Consider the following 21,806-nt stretch of genomic DNA (forward strand, 5'->3'; position numbering starts at 1 on the left):
CCCTGTTCAATGTGCCGTGCTGAGGCTGCCGAGGCTGGGTGCATGGTCAAAACGCGCCGCGAGAGGCGGCAGGTCCTCCGGAATCGGTCGGTACATGCCCAGTTCCGACCAGTCGCCTGGTGCGTGGAAGTCGCTGCCGGCAGAAACCAGCAGCCCGAACTCGCGGGCCAGGATGGCCAGTGTCCCCACCTGATCCGCCGGTTGCATGCCGTTGACCACCTCGATGGCGTGGCCGCCGGCACCGATGAAATCCGCGACCAGCTTGCGTCGCTTGGTCCTAGTGAAGTCGTAATGGTAGGGATGCGCCAGGCTGATCCACGCCCCGGCGGCCCGCAGGGTCCAGACCGCATCCGCCAGGCTCGGCCAGTGCTGCTTCACATCGCCGAGCTTGCCGGCCCCCAGCCACTTGCGAAATGCCTCGGCACGGTCACGGACGTGCCCGGCACGCACCAGGAACTCGGCAAAGTGCGGTCGAGCCGGAGCATTGCCGCTGTCGCCCAGCTCGCGCTGGATGGCCCGAGCCCCCTCCAGGGCGCCCGGCATGCCCTTGGCTGCCAGCCGCCGGTCGATCTCCTCGGCGCGGGCCCAGCGCCCGTGGTGCAGGTCCGCGATGGCCGCGACGAGCGGCGGCGCATCGGCGCGGAAGCCGTAGCCAAGCACATGAATGGTCGCCCCACCCCAGGTACAGGACAGCTCCACGCCGTTGATCAGCCGCAGGTCCAGACGAGCAGCGGCCGCGCGAGCCTCCGGCAACCCTTCGAGGGTGTCGTGATCGGTCAATGCCAGCACCCGGACGCCCCGTTCATGGGCGCGCGCCACCAGCGCGGCGGGCGCCAGGGCGCCGTCGGAGGCTGTGCTGTGACAGTGCAGATCGATGTGCATGAGGCGCGCTTTCGCTGGAGAAATGGTTTGTTATTATGCCGCCACATCCCGCTTCTGGCTGCTGCCGTGAAACAATTCATCGACTTCGTCCCCCTCGTACTCTTCTTCATCGTCTACAAGCTCGAACCCCGTGCCATCGAACTCGCCGGCCACAGCGTCATGCTGGGCGGCATCTTCAGTGCCACCGCTGTGCTCATCGCCAGCTCCATCGTTGTCTACGGCGCGCTGTTCATCAGCCAGCGCCATCTGGAGAAAGGCCAGTGGCTGACCCTGGTGGCCTGTCTGGTGTTCGGCGGCCTGACCCTGGCCTTCCACAGCGAGACCTTCCTCAAATGGAAGGCACCGGTGGTCAACTGGCTGTTCGCCCTGGGCTTCGCTGCCAGCCACTTCATCGGCGACCGCCCGCTGATCCAGCGGATCATGGGCCATGCCGTGAGCCTGCCGCAGCCGATCTGGGTGCGCCTGAACCTGGCCTGGATCGTGTTCTTCCTGGTCTGCGGTTTCGCCAACCTGTTCGTGGCCTTCACCTTCCAGTCCATCTGGGTGGACTTCAAGGTGTTCGGCAGCCTGGGCATGACGCTATTGTTCCTCGTGGGCCAGGGCATCTTCCTGGCTCGCCACATGCATGATTCCGAACCGGACAAACCGCAAGAATAAGGACTCCCATGCTCTACGCGATCATTTCCACCGACGTTGCCGATTCCCTGGAGAAGCGCATGGCTTCCCGCCCCGCCCACATCGCCCGCCTGGAACAGCTCAAGGCGGAAGGCCGCCTGGTGCTGGCCGGCCCCCACCCGGCGGTGGACAGCAACGACCCGGGCAGCGCCGGCTTCACCGGCAGCCTGGTGGTCGCCGAGTTCGAATCCCTGAGCGCCGCGCAGACCTGGGCCGAGGCCGATCCCTTCCGCCTCGCCGGAGTCTATGGCCAGGTGGTGGTCAAGCCGTTCAAACAGGTATTCCCCTGATCGCGGCGCCGCCGCCAGCCCCAAGGAATCCGCACATGCGCCAGGTTCCGCTGCCCCTTCTGTTCGCCTTCGCCCTGTCAGCCAACCTGGCCCATGCCGAAGACCCTGTCACCACCGCCCCACCGCCGTCCCAGGCGGTGGAGCCGGCGCCCGCGGTGAATCCGCTGGCGGCGGAGCTTGCCCAACTGACCCAGCGACTGGCCGAAAGCGAGCGGCAGCGGGAGGCCCTGGCCGCCCAGTTGGCCGACCGCGGCAACGCCAGCGAGCAGGACGGCGTGCAATTGACCCGCCTGCGCCAGGAAAACCAGCGCCTCAAGCTGCAACTGCGCGAAGCCCAGGCCAACCGCAACCCGCCCCTCGTCAGCGAGGAGCAGATGTGGTTCGCGGTGGGCGGCGGTGCCTGCCTGCTCTCGTTGCTGGCCGGCGCCCTGCTGCGTGGCGGCCGCCGCCAGCCGCGCCAATGGATCAACTGAAGACGACCTCCGCGACATGAGCGAACTGCTGCTTATCGACGACGACCAGGAGCTCTGCGAGCTGCTGATCAGTTGGCTCTCCCAGGAAGGCTTCAGCGCCCGGGCGTGCCACGACGGCATCTCCGCGCGCGCCGCGCTGGCGGGCCACACCCCCGCCGCCGTGGTGCTGGACGTGATGCTGCCCGACGGCAGCGGGCTGGAGCTGCTCAAGCAACTGCGCAGCGACCACCCCGAACTGCCGGTGGTAATGCTGTCGGCCCGGGGCGAGCCCCTGGACCGCATCCTCGGCCTGGAGCTGGGCGCCGACGACTACCTGGCCAAGCCCTGCGACCCCCGCGAGCTGACCGCCCGCCTGCGCGCCGTGCTACGGCGCAGCCAGGGGCCTTCTCAGTCCAGCCAGCTGGAGCTGGGCGACCTGTGCTACAGCCCGATTCGCGGCGTTGTCAGCGTAGGGGCTCACGAAGTCAGCCTCACCCTCTCCGAAGGCCGCCTGCTGGAAGCCCTGCTGCGCCAACCAGGCGAACCGCTGGACAAGCAGGAGCTGGCGCAACTGGCTCTGGGCCGCAAGCTGACCCTGTACGACCGCAGCCTGGACATGCACGTCAGCAACCTGCGCAAGAAGCTCGGCCCCCACGCTGACGGCCGCCCGCGCATCGTCGCCTTGCGCAGCCGGGGCTACTACTACGCCGTCTGACCTGCACCCCACCTGCACGATCCTTTACCCAAGCTTTACCCAGGGCTGACCGCCCTTGACCTTGCGCTCCCTAGACTGGGCTCATCCGGCAACCGGCCGGCTCAAGAGACAAGGAGACAGACCATGCGCAAGACTATCGCCGCCCTGCTGTTCGCAGCCGCCCTGCCCACCGTCGCCATGGCCATGCCCGAAGGCGGCCCGCGTGGCGAGCCGGGCTTCGGCGGCCCAGGTGGCCACGGTGGCCCGCACCTGTTCAAGGAGCTGGACCTGACCCGCGAGCAGCGCCAGAAGGTCGGCAAGCTGATGGGCGAAAGCATGAAGGCCCGCCATGACATCACCCGCAAGTACCTGGACAAGCTGCCCGAGGCCGAACGCAAGGCCATGGAGGCCGAGATCAAGGCCAGCGAAGACAAGAACCGTGCCGACATCCGCGCCCTGCTGACCCCGGAGCAGCAGAAGGACTTCGACGCCCAAGTGAAGAAGATGGACGAACGCCGCGCCGAGCGCGCCGAATTCGAGGCCTGGAAGGCCCAGCGCGCCCAGAAGGCCCAGTAACCGACCGTAACCGGTCATCGAACCCACCCGGCGTCCACCGGGTGGGTTTCGTCGTTGAAAGGAGCACCCCGTGCGTTCACTGTTCTGGCGCATCCTCGGCGCCTTCTGGCTGGCTCTGGCCCTGGTCGCCGGCCTCTCCCTGCTGCTTGGCCGCGCGCTGAACCAGGATGCCTGGATCCTCAGCCGCCACCCTGCGTTGCAGGGCCTGGCAGAGAGCCTCGTGCAGCGCTACGAGGTCAACGGCCGTGGCGAGGCCCAACGCTTCCTCGAACAGTTCAAGCGCCGCGCCCGCATCGACGTGCAGATCCTCAACGACAACGGCCAGCCCGTGGTGCGCGGCACCTTCCCACCCCGCGCCGCCGCCTTCGAAGCGCGCCAGCACGACGGTCACCTGCCGTGGCGCCGCATCACCGAGGAGTACACCAGCCCGCGCAGTGGCGAGAACTTCCTGCTGATCTACCGCATCCCCTTCCCGGAACTGGAGGCCTGGCACCGTGGCAGCCTGTTCTGGCCCCTCAGCGCCCTGGGCATCGCCCTGGTGGTGCTGACGCTGTTCAGCCTGATGCTCACCCTCTCCATCACCCGCCCCCTGGGCCGCCTGCGCAGCGCCGTGCATGACCTGGGGCAGACCGCCTACCAGCAGGACAGCCTGTCTCGCCTGTCACGACGACGGGACGAGTTGGGTGTCCTGGCCGGTGACTTCAACCGCATGGGCCAGCGCCTGCAGGGGCTCATCGGCAGCCAGCGGCAACTGCTGCGCGACGTTTCACACGAACTGCGCTCGCCCCTGGCCCGCCTGCGGGTGGCGCTGGCCCTGGCCGAACGGGCACCCGCGGCGGAGCGTGAAAGGCTCTGGCCACGACTGGCCCAGGAGTGTGACCGGCTGGAGGCGCTGATCAGCGAGATTCTCGCCCTCGCCCGCCTCGATGCCGAACCCGGCGCACGCCACGCCATCGCGCTCCGGCCTCTGCTGGAGAAACTCAGGGAAGACGCCCGGCTGCTGGTGCCCGAGCAGGAGGTGCGTATCCACTGCGAAGGCACACCGCAGCTAAATGGCTGGCCGGACATGCTGGAGCGCGCGCTGGACAACCTGCTGCGCAACGCCCTGCGCTTCAGCCCGGCCGGGCAAGCGGTGGAGATCGAGGTAAAGGCGCTGCCCCAGCAGTTGACGATCAGCGTGCGCGACCACGGCCCTGGTGTCGCCGCCGATCACCTGGCCCAACTGGGCGAGCCCTTCTTCCGCGCACCGAACCAAAGTGGCGCCGGGCATGGCCTTGGCCTGGCCATCGCCCGCCGCGCCGTGGAGCGCCACGGCGGCAGCCTGACCCTGGCCAATCACCCACAGGGCGGCTTCATCGCCACCCTGTCATTGCCGACGGCCTGATCGGCGGCCTCGTTATCAACGGGCCGCTGATCAGCCCCAGGTGCTGACAAAGTCCGTCGGCGCCAGCTCCGGCGCAGCCCGGCGCTCGCCCTCGACGCTGCCGAGGTAGAGGAAGCCCACCACCTGCTCGTTGTCCGCCAGGCCCAGCCCCTGAGCGACAGTGCGGTCATAGGCCATGTCGCCGGTGCGCCAGATGGCCCCCAGGCCCTGCGCGTGGGCCGCCAGCAGGATGCCGTGGGCCGCGCACCCTGCAGACAACAACTGTTCCGACTCCGACACCTTGTGGCCGGCCTGCAGACGCGCCACCACCACCACCAGCAACGGCGCACGCAGCGGCATGCCCCGGGCCTTGGTCAGAGCCGCCTCGGGGGCGGCCGGGTCCTTGGCCAGCACGGCAGAGGCGAACAGCTCGCCGAGCTTCTCGCGGGCACTACCCTCGATGGTGAGGAAGCGCCAGGGGCGCAGGTAGCCATGGTCCGGCGAACGCAGGGCCGCACGGAACAGGTAATCACGCTGGACTGCGTTCGGTGCGGGCTCCTGCAGCCGGGCCAGGGATACACGGTTGAGCAGAGCGTCGAGAGCCTCCATCGGCCACCTCCTGAGTTCGGGAAGCCGGCATTCTAGCCGATATCCCGCCCCGCTCAGGCCACCCGGTCAGGGCTCACGCGCGGTTGCAGCGGTGGCGTCAGCGGAGGCAAGCCATAGGCTGCGCGCGCCTTGTCGCAGTGGGGGTTGTGCTGGCCATCCTCCCAGGAGGCCGTGAACTCCCGGCAGGTGCTGGAACGCTGCTCGTAGGTGGTGCAGCGCACGCCGCAACCCACCTCGCCCATCAGGCTGATGCAGCGCACCGGCCGGCTCTCGGTACCGAGCATGGCAACCAGATGGTGACTGACCTGGACGACCCGATCATCCGGCACGACACCACCGGCGGACTGGCATTCACCCCAGAAGAAGGACACACGAAAGTGCGCGCAGCAGGCGCCGCACGTAAGGCAGGGATTGTCAGCGGACATTTGGAGAGGAGGCTCAGAAAACCGGCACGGGCCGGCACCTGGCCGGCCATTCTATTCAGCGCCCTTGCCCTGTAAAGACCCCGGATGCGGAGTGTTTCACAGCAGCGAAAGAGGCCAGTAGAATGCCGCCCTCCCGTCCTCGACCGACTCTCCCATGGCCCTGTCCACGCTGCGCACCATCGGTTTCATCATCGGCCTGTTCCTCATCACGCTGGCGGTCAGCATGGTGGTGCCGATGCTGGCCGTGCTCGCGTTCGAGCGGACCGACGACATCGGTGCGTTCAGTTGGTCCAGCCTGATCACCTTCATCGTCGGCCTGGCCCTGGTGGCCCCGGGGCGCCCGGAGCACCTGCACATGCGCCCGCGGGACATGTACATGCTCACCACCGCCAGCTGGGTGGTGGTGTGCATCTTCGCCGCGCTGCCGATGGTGCTGATCCAGCACATCAGCTACACCGACGCCTTCTTCGAGACCATGTCGGGCATCACCACCACCGGCTCCACCGTCATCACCGGACTCGACCATGCCTCACCGGGCCTGCTGCTGTGGCGCTCGATGCTGCAATGGCTCGGTGGCATCGGCTTCATCGGCATGGCGGTGGCGATCCTGCCGCTGCTGCGCATCGGCGGCATGCGCCTGTTCCAGACCGAGTCCTCGGACTGGGGCGAGAAAGTCATGCCGCGCTCGCACATGGTGGCCAAGTACATCCTGGTGGTGTACATCGCCCTGACACTGCTGGGCATCCTGGCCTTCTGGCTCGCCGGCATGACCCCGTTCGACGCGGCCAACCACGCCATGTCGCTGATCTCCACCGGCGGCTTCTCCACCTCGGACAACTCCATCGCCAACTGGAAGCAGCCGGCCGTGCATTGGGTCGCGGTGGTGGTGATGATGGCCGGCAGCCTGCCCTTCACCCTCTACGTCGCCACCTTGCGCGGGCACCGCAAGGCCCTGCTGAGGGACCACCAGGTGCGCGGCTTCGTCGGCTTCCTTGTGGCGACCTGGCTGTTCTTCGGCACCTGGCTGTGGCTCAACTCCGACTACAGTTGGCCGGACGCCTTCCGCATCGTCGCGGTCAACGTCACTTCGGTGGTCACCACCACCGGCGTCGCCCTGGGCGACTACACACTGTGGGGCAGCTTCTCGGTGATGCTGTTCTTCTACCTGACCTTCGTCGGCGGCTGCTCCGGCTCCACCTCCGGCGGACTGAAGATTTTCCGCTTCCAGGTGGCACTGGTGATGCTGCGCACCAACCTCAAGCAACTGGTACACCCCCGCGCAGTAATCCGCCAGAAGTACAACGGGCACAACATCGACGAAGAGATCGTCCGCTCACTGATCACCTTCTCCTTCTTCTTCACCATCACCATCGGGGCGATCGCCCTGGGCCTGTGCCTGGTGGGCCTGGACTGGACCACCGCCCTCACCGGCGCCGCCACCGCCGTGTGCAACGTGGGACCGGGTCTGGGCCCGACCATTGGCCCGGCCGGCAACTTCTCCACCCTGCCGGACTCGGCCAAGTGGCTACTGACCATCGGCATGCTGCTGGGCCGGCTGGAAATCCTCACTGTGCTGGTGCTGTTCACCCGGGGTTTCTGGAAACACTGAGCCGGGATCGACTACACCTGAATCAGGCGCCCGTGGACAGGCGGCGGCACGTCGCTAGAATGGCGCCCTCATTCATCCAGACCGAGCACGCCCCATGGCTTTGCCGACCCTGCGTCTGATCGGCTTCATCATCGGTATCTTCCTGATCACCCTGGCGATCAGCATGGTCATCCCGGTCATCACCGTGATCGCCTACGACCGCCCGCAGGACATCCACGCCTTTGTCTGGTCGAGCCTGGCCACCTTCATCACCGGGCTTGGCCTGGTGATCCCCGGGCGTCCGGAACAGGCCCACCTGCGCCCCCGGGACATGTACCTGCTGACCGTCTCTAGCTGGGTGGTGGTGGGCATCTTCGCCGCCCTGCCCTTCCTGCTCACCCAGCACATCAGCTACACCGACGCCTTCTTCGAAAGCATGTCCGGCATCACCGCCACCGGTGCCACGGTGCTCAGCGGGCTGGACAGCATGTCGCAGGGCATCCTCATCTGGCGCTCGCTGCTGCACTGGCTGGGTGGCATCGGCTTCATCGGCATGGCGGTGGCGATCCTGCCGCTGCTGCGCATCGGCGGCATGCGCCTGTTCCAGACCGAATCCTCCGACCGCTCGGAGAAAGTCATGCCGCGCTCGCACATGGTGGCCAAGTACATCGTCGCGGTGTACGTCGGCTTCACCCTGGTGGGTACCCTGGCTTTCTGGCTGGCCGGGATGAACGCCTTCGACGCGGTCAACCACGCCATGTCGGCCATCTCCACCGGTGGTTTCTCCACCTCAGACCAGTCCCTGGCCAAGTGGCAGCAGCCGGCGGTGCACTGGGTGGCGGTGGTGGTGATGATTCTCGGCAGCCTGCCCTTTGCCCTTTACGTCGCCACCCTGCGGGGCAACCGCAAGGCACTGTTCCGCGATGACCAGGTGCGCGGCTTCCTCGGCCTGCTGCTGATGATCTGGCTGGTGCTGGGCACCTGGTACTGGGCCACCACCGACCTGCACTGGCTGGACGCACTGCGCCACGTGGCGGTGAACACCACTTCGATCCTCACCACCACCGGCTTCGCCCTGGGCGACTACAGCCTGTGGGGCAACTTCTCGCTGATGCTGTTCTTCTACCTGGGCTTCATCGGCGGCTGCTCCGGCTCCACCGCCGGCGGGGTCAAGATCTTCCGTTTCCAGGTGGCCTACATTCTGCTCAAGGCCAACCTGTACCAGCTCATCCACCCCCGCGCGGTGATCAAACAGAAGTACAACGGCCACCGCCTGGACGAGGAGATCGTCCGCTCGATCCTCACCTTCTCGTTCTTCTTCACCATCACCATCTGCGTGATCGCCCTGGGCCTGTCGCTGCAGGGGCTGGACTGGATCACCGCCCTCAGCGGCGCAGCCAGCACCGTCTCCGGCGTCGGCCCGGGCCTGGGCGAGGTGATCGGCCCGTCGGGCAATTTCTCCACCCTGCCTGACGGGTCCAAGTGGTTGCTGTCTCTGGGCATGCTGCTGGGGCGGCTGGAGATCATCACCGTGCTGGTGATCTGCACGCCGTATTTCTGGAGGCATTGAACCAACGCGCTCGGCCGATGGGCGACTGAGGCCGCCCCTGGCGCCCCGGCAGTCATCGAGCGTCATTGCAGACGCGCGCGGTACTCGCCCGGCGTGGCGTCGAACCAGCGGCGGAAGGCACGAAAGAAATTGCTCGGATCGGCAAAACCCAGCAGGTAGGCGATTTCCAGCAGGGTCAGGTTCGGCTGCGCCAGGTACTGCTCGGCCAGCTCGCGGCGGGTGTCATCGAGCAGTTGCTGGAAACGGGTGCCCTCCTCCTGCAAACGCCGCTGCAGGGTGCGCTGGGACAGGTGCAAGGCGCTGGCCACCACTTCACGCTTGGGTTCGCCCTGGGGCAACAGGCGGCAGAGCACCTGGCGAGCCAGGTGGGTCACCCGGCTGCCGGCGAAGCGCGCCAGGTACTCCCCGGCAAAACGGTCATGCAGTTGCGCGAGGGACTCGTTGGCAGTGGGCAGCGGCGTATCCATGTCGGCCCGGCTGAAGCGCAGCGCATAGTGCTCGGCGCCGAAACGCAGGGGCGCCTGGAACACCTGCCGATAGGGCTCGACGTCCGCCGGGGCCGGCCCCTGGAAGCGGATCTCCAGTGGATTGATGGCGCGCCCGGTCATCCAGCGGCAGAAGGCGAGGCAATAGGCCATCGAAGCTTCCGCACTCTGCCGCGCCGGAGGCAGCCGATCACCGTGGATCGCCAGCCGCAGTTCGTAGCCCTCCGGAGTCGGCCGGAAGCTCAGGTCCGCCCCCTCGGCGATGATCCGCTGGTAACGCACCAGGCGGGCGAAACCCTCGTTCAGTGTGCGGCTGGACATCAGCGCATAACCCACCACATGGAATGAGGCCGGCCGCACCACCTTGGCCATGTTCAGCCCGATGGCCGGGTTGCCCGACAGCTCCACCGCCCGCAGCCACAGGCGGGTCATGCCGTCTTGAGGGAAGCGCGCGTCCGCGTCGAAGAGAGCGGCGTAGTCGAGTCCCAGTTCGGGGAACAGGCGGCGACAATCGACCCCGCCCATTTCCAGGGCCTGCACGATCCCCAGGGCCCAACTGGAGGAAGTGGTACGTTCGCTCATGGCGCCTTCTTGTTCGGGTGGGAGAAAGGCCCGACAGGGCCCGGCGAGGAAGGATACTCACCCCGGCCCGGCTTTGTCAGGTTCGGCACGCCCGGCTTTCCGGGCCATGAACCGACAAAAAACAGGATGCCCTGAAAGCCTTGCCAGACGTGGCTTCCGGCCATTCCAGTGACACCTTTTCGAGTGATTCCACAAAATAAACCTGGGTTATTTCCACAATGGGTGTATGGTGTCGCCACTGGATGCAACGTGTCATTGCGATTTCTGACCTGATGTAACGATTCCCATCTTTCCATCTCCTCGGCTTACTTCGCTTTCGTTCTCAGTCTCGGCCCGGACAGTCCGGCGTCGATGCCCCTTTTTATTTCCCTGGAGATACATCATGTCCAATCGTCAACTCGGCACCGTCAAATGGTTCAACGATGAAAAAGGCTTCGGCTTCATCACCCCCCAGGAAGGTCCGGACGTATTCGTTCACTACCGCTCGATCGAAAGCACCGGCTTCAAGTCCCTCGCTGAAGGTCAGAAAGTGAGCTTCATGGTCGCCAAAGGCCCGAAAGGCCTGCAGGCCGAGCAGGTTCAGGTGGTCTGAAGACCCCCTCTCGAAGAAAGCCCCGGTTTTCCGGGGCTTTTTTTTGCACTCCATTTTTCCAGCGAGCACATCGACATGCCGGGTTACCTGATCAAGACCACCACCTTTAGAGTGGGCGGCCGCGACTTCCACGTGCAGTCGCTGCTGGATGCCGAACAGTTCCATGACCCTGCAGGCGAAGCTGCCAGCCTCGGCATCACCGAGAGCACCTGGGCACTGTTCGGCCAGGTGTGGCCGGCTGGCGAGGTACTCGCCCAGGCCATCGCCCGGCGCGACCTCACAGGGCTGCGGGTGCTGGAAGTGGGCGCCGGCCTGGGCCTGGCCAGCCTGGTAGGCCACCAGCGCGGCGGCGACATGACCGCCAGCGACATCCACCCGCTGATCCCCACCTTCCTCGCCGAGAACCTGCGCCTCAACGACCTGCCCCCCATGCGCTACGAAACCTGCGACTGGGCCGGTGCCGACAGCTTCGGCCAGTTCGACCTGATCATCGGCAGCGACCTGCTCTACGACGACGACAACCAGGAAGACCTGGCCGACTTCATCGACCGCCATTCCGCGCGCTCGGTCGAAGTGCTGCTGGTGGACCCCAACCGGCAGGACACGCAGCCCTTCCACGACGAAATGACCGAGCTCGGCTACGACATCGTCATCTCCCAGGCGGACTGCCTGCTGGCCAATGGCGAACGATTCAAGGGCTCCTACCTGCACTACAACCGCGAAGCGACGCCGGCCTGAAGCCGTCTGCGCGCCCGGCAGGGCGGCGCAACGGGATACTAAACTGGCACTCATTGTCACTGGCCGTGGGAGGCGCGCCACCTACACTCCCCGGCACACAACAAGAAGGAGACCGCCATGAGCAGCCTGCCCGCCGAGCGTTTCAACAGCTTCGCCGAGTTCTATCCCTACTACCTGCAGGAGCACAGCAACGGCGTCTGCCGCCGCCTGCACTACGTCGGCAGCCTGCTGGTGCTGGCCATCCTCGGCTATGCCCTGGTCACCCAGCAGTGGCTGTGGCTGCTGGCCATGCCGCTGGCCGGCTATGGCTTCGCCTGGGTCGGCCACTTCGTCTTCGAGAAGAACCGTCCGGCCACCTTCAAGTACCCGCTGTACAGCCTGATGGGCGACTGGGTGATGCTCAAGGACGCCTTCACCGGCCGCATCCGCTTCTAGGGCTGCCGACTACCCCGATCCCTTCGCCGTTCGGCGGCCCCGCTTGGCCGCCATACTGGCACTTGGTTATGATCCACACCCGTCATGCTGGCTCAGGTCTTGCAAGCTGGCGGGCGCTCCAGCGAGTGCCAGAAAACCACCAGGGATCGTCGCAACAATGAAGTCAGCCTCCACCGATCGGCCCAGCAGTCTTCCGACGTTACCCCTGCGCGAATACTACTCCCGCGTTCTCGCCTACATCGCCACCGCCGCCACCATCGCCGCCGGCAGCTACACCCAGCATTTCGGCTTCGACGTGCTGTGGATGGTCCCCTACGCCCTGCTCTACCCGCACCTGGCCCACCACCTGAGCTTGCGCTTCAAGCGCGAACACCCCGAAAAGACCCACCTGGTGCTGCTGTTCCTCGACGCCCTGCACGCCGGCTGCGGCGCCGCATTGCTGGGGTTCTCCACCGTGCCCAGCCTGATGTTCATGTTGACGCTGGCCTTCAGCGCGCTGATCGTCGGCGGCCTGCGCCACCTCGGCCTGGCCCTGCTGGTGGCCGCCAGTGGCACGGTGCTGACCACCGTGATCGCCCACCCCGACCTGAAGACCGGCACCCCCACGCTGGTGGCCTTCGTCAGCATCTGCTTCACCACGCTCTACGTCTGTATCACCGCCTTCTTCGTGCACCAGCAGGGCCTGCGCCTGGCGCTGGCGCGCAGCGAGATCAAGCAGGAGCAGGAAAAGGCTGCGCGCCTGGCCCGCAACCTCGCCAAGTACCTGTCGCCCCAGGTCTGGGAGATGATCTTCAGCGGCAAACGCCACGTGCGCCTGGAGACCCAGCGCAAGAAACTCACAGTGTTCTTCTCCGACATCAAGGGCTTCACCGAGCTGTCTGAGGAACTGGAAGCCGAGGCGCTGACCGACCTGCTCAACAACTACCTCAACGAAATGTCGAAGATCGCCCTCAAGTACGGCGGCACCATCGACAAGTTCGTCGGCGACTGCGTCATGGTGTTCTTCGGCGACCCCACCACCCAGGGCGCCAAGAAGGACGCCGTGGCAGCCGTGTCCATGGCCATCGCCATGCGCAAACACATGAAGGTGCTGCGCCAGCAGTGGCGGGCCCAGGGCATCACCAAGCCCCTGGAAATCCGCATGGGCCTGAACACCGGCTACTGCACCGTGGGCAACTTCGGCGCCGACACGCGCATGGACTACACCATCATCGGCCGCGACGTGAACCTCGCCAGCCGCCTGGAAAGCGCCTCCGAAGCCGGCGAGATCCTCATCTCCCACGAGACCTACTCGCTGGTGAAGGACGTGATCATGTGCCGCGACAAAGGCCAGATCAGCGTCAAGGGCTTCGCCCGCCCGGTGCAGATCTACCAGGTGGTCGACTTCCGCCGCGACCTGGGCGCCACCTCCAGCTACGTCGAGCACGAACTGCCGGGCTTCTCCATGTACCTGGACACCAACGGCATCCAGAACTACGACAAGGAAAAGGTCATCCAGGCCCTGCAGGCCGCCGCCGAGAAATTGCGCGACAAGGTCATCCTCTGACCGAAAGGGTCACCCGAAGGCCGCCCCAGGGCGGCCTTGCTCATGGCAGCGTCCAGCGTCCAATCAATTTTGTTAGCGATCAGCCATGGCGCGGGGATTCGCGGTTGAAACAGCCCCCACACCTCCAATGGCCAAGGCACACAGGGCCGGTCCGTAGGATGCGGTGAGCTCAGCGAACCGCATCGATGCCCCGTACGTAGCGGCCGGGAATGTCCCAACCCACCTGGCAGCAGCACCCAGTGGGAGCGGATTCGTTCGCGATCAACCTTCGCCAGCACGGCGCACGTCCCACTACGACGCGCCTTGAACCCCTGGCTCTGCCATGCCCTCGCCGCACAGCTCCCCGTCCAGCAGGGGCTGCCGGGCCAGGAACTCCAGCGCCGACGCCCGCCAGGACAGCCGTGCCGCCCGCTCGGCGCAGACACCACGGTCCAGCTCCAGCGCCCGCAGGCAGGCGCCTTCCAGGTCCTCGTCCATCACCCCGGTGACGCCCGCCTCCAGCACGTCCAGCGGCCCCGGCACGGGGAAAGCCGCCACCGGCGTGCCGCAGGCCAGGGCCTCCAGCATCACCAGCCCATAGGTGTCGGTACGCGAGGGGAACACCAGCACGCTGGCCGACGCATAGGCCTCGGCCAGCGCCTCGCCATGGCGGTAGCCGAGGAAGCGCGCCCGGGGATAAGCCGCCTCCAGTTCCTCGCGCTGCGGACCATCGCCCACCAGCCACTTCTCACCCGGCAGATCCAGATCGAGGAAGGCCCGCAGGTTCTTCTCCGGGGCGATACGCCCGACATAGAGGAACACCGGGCGCAGCGGCCTGGGTATCTCCGACCGGGGATGAAAACAAGTGCTGTCCACACCCTTGCGCCACAGCGAAAGCCGCGTCAGCCCGTGGCCGCCCAGCTCCTCGCGCAAGCGCTCGGTGGTCACCAGCACCGTCTGGCTGGGGCGGTGAAAGGCACGCAGCAGCGTGTACCCCCAGGCCAGCGGGACCTGCCGCCAGCGGGTATGCACGTATTCGGGGAAACGTGTATGCACCGCGCTGGAGAAGGCCAGGCCACGCTTCATCAACCAGCGCCGTGCTGCCCAGCCCAGCGGGCCCTCGGTGGCAAGGTGCACGCAGTCCGGGCGGAAGTCGCGGATCGCCGCCCCCACCCGCCACAGGTCCCACACCAGCGGAATCTCCGGGTAGGTGGGACAGGGCACGGCGCGGAAGTCCCGCGGTGACAGCAGCTTGACCAGGTGGCCGAGCCCGCGCAGTTCGGCCACCAATGCCTGCAGGCTGGTGACCACGCCGTTGACCTGGGGTGCCCAGGCATCACTGACGACAAGGATTCTCATGCGGCGGACTCGAGCGCCGGTGTACGGGCCTCAGCCTGGCGCGCCTGGTCCTCGGCCAGACGATAGAGTTCGATGGTGCCGTCCCAGTGCTCGATCAGCGCCGTGCAGGACTCCACCCAGTCACCGCAGTTCATGTACTCCACCTCCCCCACCCGGCGAATCTCGGCATGGTGGATGTGGCCGCACACGGCACCGTCCAGCCCGCGCTTGACGCATTCGTGGGCGATGGACTCCTCGAAGTCGCTGATGAAGTTCACCGCACTCTTCACCTTGTGCTTGAGGAAGGCCGACAGCGACCAGTAGCCGTAGCCCCAGCGCTCGCGCCAGTGGTTGAGCCAGCGGTTCAGGGTCAGGGTGAACTCGTAGGCCGAATCGCCGAGGAAGGCCAGCCACTTGTGGTAGCGGGTGATGACGTCGAACTGATCACCGTGGATCACCAGCAGGCGACGGCCATCGGCGGTCTCATGGATCGCCTCGTCCACCAATTGGATGTTGCCGAGCATCAGGCTGGAATAGCGACGCAGGAATTCGTCGTGGTTGCCGGTGACGTAGATCACCTCGGTGCCGCGCTTGCTCATGGTCAGCAGACGGCGGATCACGTTGGTGTGCGCCTGGGGCCAGTAGATGCCGCCGCGCAGCTTCCAGCCATCAATGATGTCGCCCACCAGGTAGATGCGGTCGGCGTGGTGGCGCTTGAGGAAACGCGCCAGGTGCTCGGCCTGGCAGTCACGTGTGCCCAGGTGCACGTCGGAGATCCACAGGGTTCTCACCCGCTGCTTGCGGGGACGCGCCGGGTCAACCGGCTCCAGGCGTTCGACACTGCTCATCGTGTAGCCTCCAGCGGCGTTTTACGGATATTGCGCGGAAGTGGTGAAGTGCAGATGACCGGCAGGCTGCAGAACGATGACACTGCGGCCGCTACCGCCAGCAGGTAGACTGGCCGCCTCGCCGAGGACCGCCCCAATGAAGCCGATGCTGAGCCTGCGCCGCTACACCCACGACCTGCTTGCCCACAGCCACGACCACGCCCAACTGGTGTTCGGCCTCAGCGGCAGCCTGGACTTTGAAGTGGGCAGCCTGGGCACCCGCGTCGAGCGCCAGCACCTGGCGGTGGTTCCGCCCGGCGAACACCACGCCTGCGGCAGCCCGCGCGGCAGCCTGTGCCTGGTGCTGGACGTGCCCGACGATGCCTGGCTGAAACACACCCTCGGCCATCACTACGACGCAGGCCGGCGCCTGCTAGAGCGCCCCGGTGCCCTGCGCCTGGACCCGAACCAGAGCCAACTGGTGGGCTGGCTGGCCACCAGCCCGATCAACGATACGGTGATCGCCAACCAGGGCGTCGGCCTGCTGCTGGCCAGCCTGGTAGCGCCTGCCGGCCCATGCGAAGCACCCGACGAGCTGCCCCTAGCCGTCCTGGACGCCCACCTCGACCAGCACCTCGACCGCCCGCTGCAGGTCGCCGACCTGGCGCGCCTCTGCGGGCTCTCGGTGGCGCACTTCCACCGCCGCTTCCTCGACGCCACCGGGCAGACACCCATGGACTACCTGCGCACCCGCCGCCTGCTGCAGGGGCGCCGCCTGCTGCTGGAGAGCAACCTGCCGGTGGGCGAGATCGCCGCCCGGGTCGGCTACAGCTCCCAGAGTGCCTTCACCGCCGCCCTCTCCCGTGGCCTCGGCACCACGCCCCGCGCCCTGCGCCGCCAGCGCGAGTAGCGCGACAAAGCCCGCGAGCCCCGCGACAGACATCGGCGGCACGAGCCTCTAGACTGCCGCCATCGTTTCACTGGGGATCAGCATGACCACCACCATCGAATGGGAAGACTTCCTGAACGTCGACCTGCGCGTCGGCACCATCCGCTCCGCCCAGCCCAACCCCAAAGCCATCAAGCCCGCCTACGTGCTGGAGGTGGACCTGGGCGAGCTGGGCCTGAAGACCTCCAGCGCCCAGCTCACCGCCCACTACGCCGCCGAAGACCTGGTGGGCCGGCAGGTGCTGTGCGTCTGCAACTTCGCCCCCAAGCGCGTCGCCGGCATCCGCTCCGAAGTGCTGGTCACCGGCGTCTATGACGCCGAGGGGAAGGTGGTGCTGGCCAGCTTCGACAAGCCCCTGCCCAACGGCGCACGCCTGGCATGACGCCGCGCAACGCCCTGCTCGCCATCCACCTGGGCGCCCTGCTGTTCGGCCTCTCCGGCATCTTCGGCAAGCTGGCGGAAACCTCGCCGATGATGATCACCTTCGGCCGTGCGGCGTTTGCCGTCCTCGCCCTGGCGCTGTTCGCCCGCTTCGTCGGCGGCGACCGCGGCGCACGGCCTGGGCCACGCCAACTGCCCGCGCTGCTGCTGGGCGGCCTGCTGCTGGGCGGGCACTGGGTGCTGTTCTTCCAGGCGGTGAAGGTGGGCGGCGTGGCCATCGCCACCCTCGGCTTTGCCAGCTTCCCGGCCTTCACCCTGTTGCTGGAGGCGTTGCTGTTCCGCGAACGCATCCACCTGCGCGAGGTGCTGGTGGTGGCCCTGGTGAGCATCGGCCTGGTGCTGGTGACGCCGGATTTCGACCTGGCCAGCGATGCCACCCAAGGGCTGATCGCCGCCGTGCTCTCCGGCTTGCTGTTCGCCCTGCTGTCGCTGCTCAACCGTGCCACCACCCGGGGTCTGGACCCGGTACACGCCGCGCTCTGGCAGAACCTCACCATCGTCGGGCTGCTGGTGTTGCCGGTATGGCCGGTCCTGCCCGAACCCCGCGCACTGGACTGGCTGTGGATCGGCCTGCTCGGCGTGCTCTGCACCGGCCTCGCCCACAGCCTGTTCGTGGCCAGCCTGAAGGTGCTCAAGGCACGGACCACTGCGGTGATCTTCGCCCTGGAGCCGGTCTACGGTATTGCCTTCGCCTGGTGGCTGTTCAGTGAGGAGCCGTCCCTGCGGATGCTGGTGGGCGGCGTGCTGATCATCGGTGCGGTCTTCGTCCCGGCCCGGATGAAGCACTGAACCGATCAGGCTCGACGGCACGGGGCAGCTCCGCAGGAGTGCCCCGTGCACCCGGTCAAGGGATCGGGTCGTGACTCGGCCGGCCATCCACCAGGCGCTGGATACCGAGCGGGTTGGCATTCTGCAACGCAGCAGGCAGCCACCTGTCCGGGTAGTTCTGGTAGCACACCGGGCGCAGGAAGCGGTCGATCGCCAGTGTCCCCACCGACGTACCCCGGGCATCCGATGTCGCCGGATAAGGCCCGCCATGCACCATCGCATCGCACACCTCAACACCGGTCGGGTAGCCATTGAGCAGCAGGCGGCCGGCCTGGCGTTCAAGCAACGGCACCAGATCGGAAAACCCGTCCAGATCCTGCTCGTCGGCGATCAGCGTGGCGGTGAGCTGTCCGTGCAGGGCCTGCAGCGCCTGTTGCAGTTCGGCACGATCGGCCACTTCGACCAATACGGTGGCGGGCCCGAAGACTTCCTCCTGCAGCAGAGCATCACCGTGCAACAGCAGGCTGACATCAGCCTGGAACACCTGCGGCTGTGCCTGCTGGCCAGCCTGGGGCCGGCCCGCCAGGTGGCGCACGCCAGGGTGTGCCAGCAAGGCAGCCACACCATGGGCATAGCTGCGCAAGGTACTGGCATTGAGCATCGTCTGAGCCGACTGGCTGCCAATCGCATCGCCCAGGCAGGCGGCGAAATCACTGAACGCCGCGCTGCGGATGCCGATGACCAGACCCGGCTTGGTACAGAACTGGCCACCTCCCAGCACCACTGAAGCCGCCAGCTCGGCGGCAATGCGCTCGCCGCGTGCCTGCAGCGCCTGCGGCAGGAGCACCACCGGGTTGATGCTGCTCATTTCGGCAAACACCGGGATCGGCTGCGGGCGCGCCGCTGCCAGGTCGCACAGGGCACGTCCCCCCTTGAGCGAGCCGGTGAAGCCGACCGCCCGGATCGCCGGGTGCTGCACCAGCGCGGCGCCGACACCACCGCCATAGATCATGTTGAACACACCGGCAGGCATACCGGTCCTGTCAGCCGCACGCAGGATGGCATCGGCCACCCATTCGGCGGTGGCCATGTGGCCGCTGTGGGCCTTGACCACCACCGGACAGCCGGCTGCCAGTGCAGCAGCGGTGTCACCACCAGCCGTAGAGAACGCCAGCGGGAAGTTGCTGGCGCCGAAGACCGCGACCGGACCGACCCCCAGCCGGCACTGGCGCAGGTCCGGGCGCGGCAGTGGTGTACGCGCAGGCAAGGCACGGTCGATGCGTGCGCCATGGAAATCGCCGCGTCTGAGCACCGAGGCGAACAGCCGCAACTGGCCACTGGTACGGCCCCGCTCACCCTGAATACGGGCAGCCGGCAACGCCGTTTCACGGCAGACAATGGCAACGAAGTCATCACCCAGCGCATCGAGTTCATCGGCGATGGCGTCGAGGAATTCGGCACGGTGCCTGGGATCGAGCTTGCTGTACGAGGGAAAGGCCAGGGCGGCGGCTTCAGCGGCAGCCGCCACCTCGGCTTCGGTGGCCTGGATGAAGGCGCCCGGCAGTGCCTCGCCTGTGGTGGCGTCCAGGCTCTGCAGGCGGATGTGTCCGGCGGCACTGCGCCGCCCGGCGATGTAGTTGTGACCGAGTCTGCCAGTCATCAGGGGCTCCTAGAGCGAATGGGATCACGAACGACCGCCGTGGGTAACGGCGGGGTGGAGTCGAGCGCTCCGCAGGCTGAGAGAAGACACGCGCCACCGTTGTGCAGCGGCGCGTGGCGACAGCTCAGAGCGCGCTGACCTGCCCGGGCTGCAAGCCGACGGGCTTGTGTGTGATGCCGTTGCGCAGCGGCGCACCGAAGAGATCCAGAGCGATCTCGAAGGTATCGCCCGGCACCGCCTTGATACCGTCAGCGAACGACAGCGTCGCGGTGCCGAAGTAATGCACATGCACGTCCCCCGGCCGAAGGAACTGCGCGTACTTGAAGTGGTGGTACTCAAGGTTCTCCAGGCTGTGGCACATGTTGTCCTCACCGGAAAGGAACTCGCGCTCCCAGAGCACCTCGCCCCCCCGCAGGATGCGGCTGTGGCCACGCAGGTTGCGCGGCAGCTCGCCGACGCGCAGCTCCGGGCCATAGGCGCAGTAGCGCAGCTTGGAATGTGCCAGGTACAGGTAGTTGCGGCGCTCCATGACGTGGTCGGAGAACTCGTTGCCCAGGGCGTAGCCCAGCCGATAGGGCCGGCCATCGTCACCGACCAGGTAGAGGCCGACCAGCTCGGGCTCCTCGCCCGCGTCCTCGGCGAACTCCGGCACCGGGAAATCGGCGCCGGGTCGCACGACGATGCTGCCATCGCCCTTGTAGAACCACTCCGGTTGCGCACCGACCGTACCGCTCGCAGGCTTGCCGCCCTCCAGGCCCCATTTGAAGATGCGCATGGTGTCGGTCAGGCTGGCCTCGTCCTGCTGGTGCATCTTGTCGCGCGTGGCAGCGCTGCCCAGGTGGGTCAGGCCGGTGCCACTGATCAGGCAATGTGCCGGGTCGTCATGGTCCAGCGGCGGCAGTACCTGACCGGCTGCCAGCAGGCCGGCATAATCCGGGCCGGCGTCGCCGCCGCGTGCGTCCACTTCCGCCGCCAGGCCATGGCCGGCACGAATCGCCGCCAAACCCAACTCGCGCATGCTGCTCACGCCGCGTACCACCTGTACCTGGGCGCCTTCGATGACGCCCACCTGGCGTTGTCCCGCCTGGTTTTCGAATTGAATCAGCCGCATCTGGGTTTCTCCTTCGATGCTGAGGGCGCCGCCAGCCGGCTGCGCCACTGCGGTCATTCGATGATGTTGAAGTCCTTGAGGTATTCCTCGGAAATCTCCAGGCCCAGACCCGGCTTGTCGTCATCGAGCTGGATGTAGCCGTTGATCGGTTGTGGCTCGCCCTTGAAGACGTAGTAGAACAACTCGTTGCCGACCTCGACGTCGAACACCGGGAAGAACTCGGCCATCGGCGAGGCGGTACTGGCCATGGTCAGGTGGTAGTTGTGCATCTGCCCGGCATGGGGGATGACCGGCACCGACCAGGCTTCGGCCATGGCGTTGATCTTGCGTGCGGCGGTGATGCCGCCAACCCGGTTGGTGTCGTACTGGATGACGTCCACCGCACGGCGTTCGAGCAAGTCCTTGAAACCATGACCGGTGAACTCATGCTCGCCACCGGAGATCGGCATGACCCCCATCTTCTTCAGCTCGATGTAGCCTTCGATGTCGTCGGCAAGCACTGGCTCTTCCAGCCAGCGCGGCTCGAACTCAGCCAGCTTCGGCAACATGCGCCGTGCATATTCCAGGGTCCAGCCCATGTAGCACTCGAGCATGATGTCGACGTCCGGCCCCGCCAGCTCACGCAGCGCACGCACCTGCTCGATGTTGCGGCGCATGCCTGCCGGGCCGTCCTTGGGGCCGTAGCCGAAACGCATTTTCAGCGCGGTGAAGCCCTGGCTCAGGTAGCCCTGAGCCTCTTCCAGGAACAGGTCGAGGTTGTCGTTGGCGTACAGCTTGGAGGCATAGGTCCAGATCTTCTCCTTGGTGCGGCCGCCCAGCAGCTTGAACACCGGCTTGCCCACGGCCTTGCCCATGATGTCCCAGATCGCCAGGTCGACAGCCGAGATGGCCGCCATGCCGATGCCCTTGCGGCCCCAGGCGTGAGTGCGGCGGTACATCTTCTGCCAGATGTACTCGCTGTCGAACGGGTCTTCACCGATGCAGATGGGGGCCAGGTAGAGGTCGATGATTTCCTTCGCTACACGCGGAGCCAGGGCGCAGTTGCCGATGCCGACGATGCCGTTATCGGTCTCGATCTCGACCACCAGCCAGCCGTGGAAACGGAACGAGCCCATGGCATCGCCACGCTCGAAAAGAAGGTCGCCGGCGTTGGTGCAGAAGTGGGGCTGGGGTGGAACGACCTTGCCCTTCCATTCGAAGACGCGGGTACGGACGGACTTTATTTTCATGC

The 21,806-nt window shown here is 66.5% G+C and carries 24 protein-coding genes; 15 read left to right on the forward strand and 9 right to left on the reverse strand.

Annotated elements, in window-relative coordinates; genetic code table 11:
• Positions 1-6: 6 nt before the first annotated feature.
• Positions 7-882, reverse strand: coding sequence for a PHP domain-containing protein (locus A9G05_RS10730; protein WP_069560956.1), 876 nt, complete (start codon positions 880-882; stop codon positions 7-9).
• Positions 883-948: 66 nt separating this feature from the next.
• Here A9G05_RS10730 and A9G05_RS10735 point away from each other — a divergent pair, with 66 nt between their 5' ends.
• From A9G05_RS10735 to A9G05_RS10760, 6 genes are all read left to right on the forward strand, one after another.
• On the forward strand, positions 949-1,539 hold the full coding sequence (locus A9G05_RS10735) for a septation protein A (RefSeq protein WP_069560957.1): 591 nt from the start codon (positions 949-951) through the stop codon (positions 1,537-1,539).
• An 8-nt stretch (positions 1,540-1,547) separates the two neighbouring features.
• Positions 1,548-1,847 (forward strand): YciI family protein, encoded by a 300-nt coding sequence (locus A9G05_RS10740; RefSeq protein WP_069560958.1) that lies wholly within the window; start codon positions 1,548-1,550, stop codon positions 1,845-1,847.
• 35 nt (positions 1,848-1,882) lie between these two features.
• Positions 1,883-2,320: a hypothetical protein gene (locus tag A9G05_RS10745; RefSeq protein ID WP_069560959.1), complete on the forward strand. Its 438-nt coding sequence runs from the start codon at positions 1,883-1,885 to the stop codon at positions 2,318-2,320.
• Positions 2,321-2,336: 16 nt separating this feature from the next.
• Complete coding sequence (locus tag A9G05_RS10750) at positions 2,337-3,014, forward strand: response regulator transcription factor (RefSeq protein WP_069560960.1); 678 nt, start codon at positions 2,337-2,339, stop codon at positions 3,012-3,014.
• 123 nt (positions 3,015-3,137) lie between these two features.
• Positions 3,138-3,569 (forward strand): Spy/CpxP family protein refolding chaperone, encoded by a 432-nt coding sequence (locus tag A9G05_RS10755; protein ID WP_069560961.1) that lies wholly within the window; start codon positions 3,138-3,140, stop codon positions 3,567-3,569.
• A 70-nt stretch (positions 3,570-3,639) separates the two neighbouring features.
• Positions 3,640-4,953, forward strand: a complete 1,314-nt coding sequence (locus A9G05_RS10760; RefSeq protein WP_069560962.1) for a sensor histidine kinase KdpD — start codon at positions 3,640-3,642, stop codon at positions 4,951-4,953.
• Between the two features lie 30 nt (positions 4,954-4,983).
• On the opposite strand, the gene A9G05_RS10765 is transcribed toward A9G05_RS10760, so the two are convergent.
• On the reverse strand, positions 4,984-5,541 hold the full coding sequence (locus tag A9G05_RS10765) for a nitroreductase family protein (RefSeq protein WP_069560963.1): 558 nt from the start codon (positions 5,539-5,541) through the stop codon (positions 4,984-4,986).
• A 53-nt stretch (positions 5,542-5,594) separates the two neighbouring features.
• Positions 5,595-5,966: a YkgJ family cysteine cluster protein gene (locus tag A9G05_RS10770; RefSeq protein ID WP_069560964.1), complete on the reverse strand. Its 372-nt coding sequence runs from the start codon at positions 5,964-5,966 to the stop codon at positions 5,595-5,597.
• Positions 5,967-6,120: 154 nt separating this feature from the next.
• Between A9G05_RS10770 and A9G05_RS10775 the strand changes: the two genes are divergently transcribed.
• Both A9G05_RS10775 and A9G05_RS10780 read left to right on the forward strand, forming a co-directional pair.
• A complete protein-coding gene (locus tag A9G05_RS10775) occupies positions 6,121-7,575 on the forward strand; it encodes a TrkH family potassium uptake protein (protein WP_069560965.1) in 1,455 nt (484 codons plus the stop codon).
• A 94-nt stretch (positions 7,576-7,669) separates the two neighbouring features.
• The gene (locus tag A9G05_RS10780; RefSeq protein WP_069560966.1) at positions 7,670-9,124 is read left to right on the forward strand and encodes a TrkH family potassium uptake protein; all 1,455 of its coding nucleotides are present in this window, start codon (positions 7,670-7,672) and stop codon (positions 9,122-9,124) included.
• Positions 9,125-9,186: 62 nt separating this feature from the next.
• Here the strand turns inward: A9G05_RS10780 and A9G05_RS10785 are convergent, their stop codons facing one another.
• Positions 9,187-10,191, reverse strand: a complete 1,005-nt coding sequence (locus A9G05_RS10785; RefSeq protein ID WP_069560967.1) for an AraC family transcriptional regulator — start codon at positions 10,189-10,191, stop codon at positions 9,187-9,189.
• 382 nt (positions 10,192-10,573) lie between these two features.
• Between A9G05_RS10785 and A9G05_RS10790 the strand changes: the two genes are divergently transcribed.
• From A9G05_RS10790 to A9G05_RS10805, 4 genes are all read left to right on the forward strand, one after another.
• Positions 10,574-10,783, forward strand: a complete 210-nt coding sequence (locus A9G05_RS10790) for a cold-shock protein (protein ID WP_069560968.1) — start codon at positions 10,574-10,576, stop codon at positions 10,781-10,783.
• 75 nt (positions 10,784-10,858) lie between these two features.
• Positions 10,859-11,521: a methyltransferase gene (locus tag A9G05_RS10795; protein ID WP_069560969.1), complete on the forward strand. Its 663-nt coding sequence runs from the start codon at positions 10,859-10,861 to the stop codon at positions 11,519-11,521.
• A gap of 117 nt (positions 11,522-11,638) precedes the next feature.
• Entirely contained in the window at positions 11,639-11,956 is a 318-nt protein-coding gene (locus A9G05_RS10800) for an Mpo1-like protein (protein WP_069560970.1), read from the forward strand.
• 157 nt (positions 11,957-12,113) lie between these two features.
• Positions 12,114-13,502, forward strand: a complete 1,389-nt coding sequence (locus tag A9G05_RS10805) for an adenylate/guanylate cyclase domain-containing protein (protein WP_069560971.1) — start codon at positions 12,114-12,116, stop codon at positions 13,500-13,502.
• Between the two features lie 291 nt (positions 13,503-13,793).
• On the opposite strand, the gene A9G05_RS10810 is transcribed toward A9G05_RS10805, so the two are convergent.
• The gene (locus A9G05_RS10810; RefSeq protein WP_069560972.1) at positions 13,794-14,840 is read right to left on the reverse strand and encodes a glycosyltransferase family 1 protein; all 1,047 of its coding nucleotides are present in this window, start codon (positions 14,838-14,840) and stop codon (positions 13,794-13,796) included.
• Positions 14,837-15,667 carry a UDP-2,3-diacylglucosamine diphosphatase gene (locus tag A9G05_RS10815; RefSeq protein ID WP_069560973.1) on the reverse strand — a complete coding sequence of 277 codons (831 nt, stop codon included), beginning with the start codon at positions 15,665-15,667 and terminating at the stop codon, positions 14,837-14,839. Before A9G05_RS10815 ends, A9G05_RS10810 begins: the two co-directional genes overlap by 4 nt.
• 136 nt (positions 15,668-15,803) lie before the next feature.
• Between A9G05_RS10815 and A9G05_RS10820 the strand changes: the two genes are divergently transcribed.
• The 3 genes from A9G05_RS10820 to A9G05_RS10830 all read left to right on the forward strand — a co-directional run bounded on the left by A9G05_RS10820 (position 15,804) and on the right by A9G05_RS10830 (position 17,825).
• Positions 15,804-16,556, forward strand: a complete 753-nt coding sequence (locus A9G05_RS10820) for an AraC family transcriptional regulator (RefSeq protein WP_083272543.1) — start codon at positions 15,804-15,806, stop codon at positions 16,554-16,556.
• Positions 16,557-16,638: 82 nt separating this feature from the next.
• Positions 16,639-16,977 carry a tRNA-binding protein gene (locus A9G05_RS10825; RefSeq protein ID WP_069560974.1) on the forward strand — a complete coding sequence of 113 codons (339 nt, stop codon included), beginning with the start codon at positions 16,639-16,641 and terminating at the stop codon, positions 16,975-16,977.
• Positions 16,974-17,825 carry a DMT family transporter gene (locus tag A9G05_RS10830; RefSeq protein ID WP_069560975.1) on the forward strand — a complete coding sequence of 284 codons (852 nt, stop codon included), beginning with the start codon at positions 16,974-16,976 and terminating at the stop codon, positions 17,823-17,825. The genes A9G05_RS10825 and A9G05_RS10830 overlap by 4 nt, the downstream gene beginning before the upstream one ends.
• A gap of 55 nt (positions 17,826-17,880) precedes the next feature.
• Here A9G05_RS10830 and A9G05_RS10835 read toward each other — a convergent pair whose 3' ends face one another.
• The 3 genes from A9G05_RS10835 to A9G05_RS10845 form a co-directional block, all read right to left on the reverse strand.
• The gene (locus A9G05_RS10835; RefSeq protein WP_069560976.1) at positions 17,881-19,464 is read right to left on the reverse strand and encodes an aldehyde dehydrogenase (NADP(+)); all 1,584 of its coding nucleotides are present in this window, start codon (positions 19,462-19,464) and stop codon (positions 17,881-17,883) included.
• Between the two features lie 124 nt (positions 19,465-19,588).
• Positions 19,589-20,575 carry an AraD1 family protein gene (gene araD1 / locus A9G05_RS10840; RefSeq protein WP_069561015.1) on the reverse strand — a complete coding sequence of 329 codons (987 nt, stop codon included), beginning with the start codon at positions 20,573-20,575 and terminating at the stop codon, positions 19,589-19,591.
• Positions 20,576-20,628: 53 nt separating this feature from the next.
• Positions 20,629-21,804, reverse strand: a complete 1,176-nt coding sequence (locus tag A9G05_RS10845) for an L-lyxonate dehydratase (protein ID WP_069560977.1) — start codon at positions 21,802-21,804, stop codon at positions 20,629-20,631.
• Positions 21,805-21,806: the final 2 nt, after the last annotated feature.

Source organism: Pseudomonas sp. ENNP23 (assembly GCF_001728945.1).
Lineage (GTDB): Bacteria > Pseudomonadota > Gammaproteobacteria > Pseudomonadales > Pseudomonadaceae > Metapseudomonas > Metapseudomonas otitidis.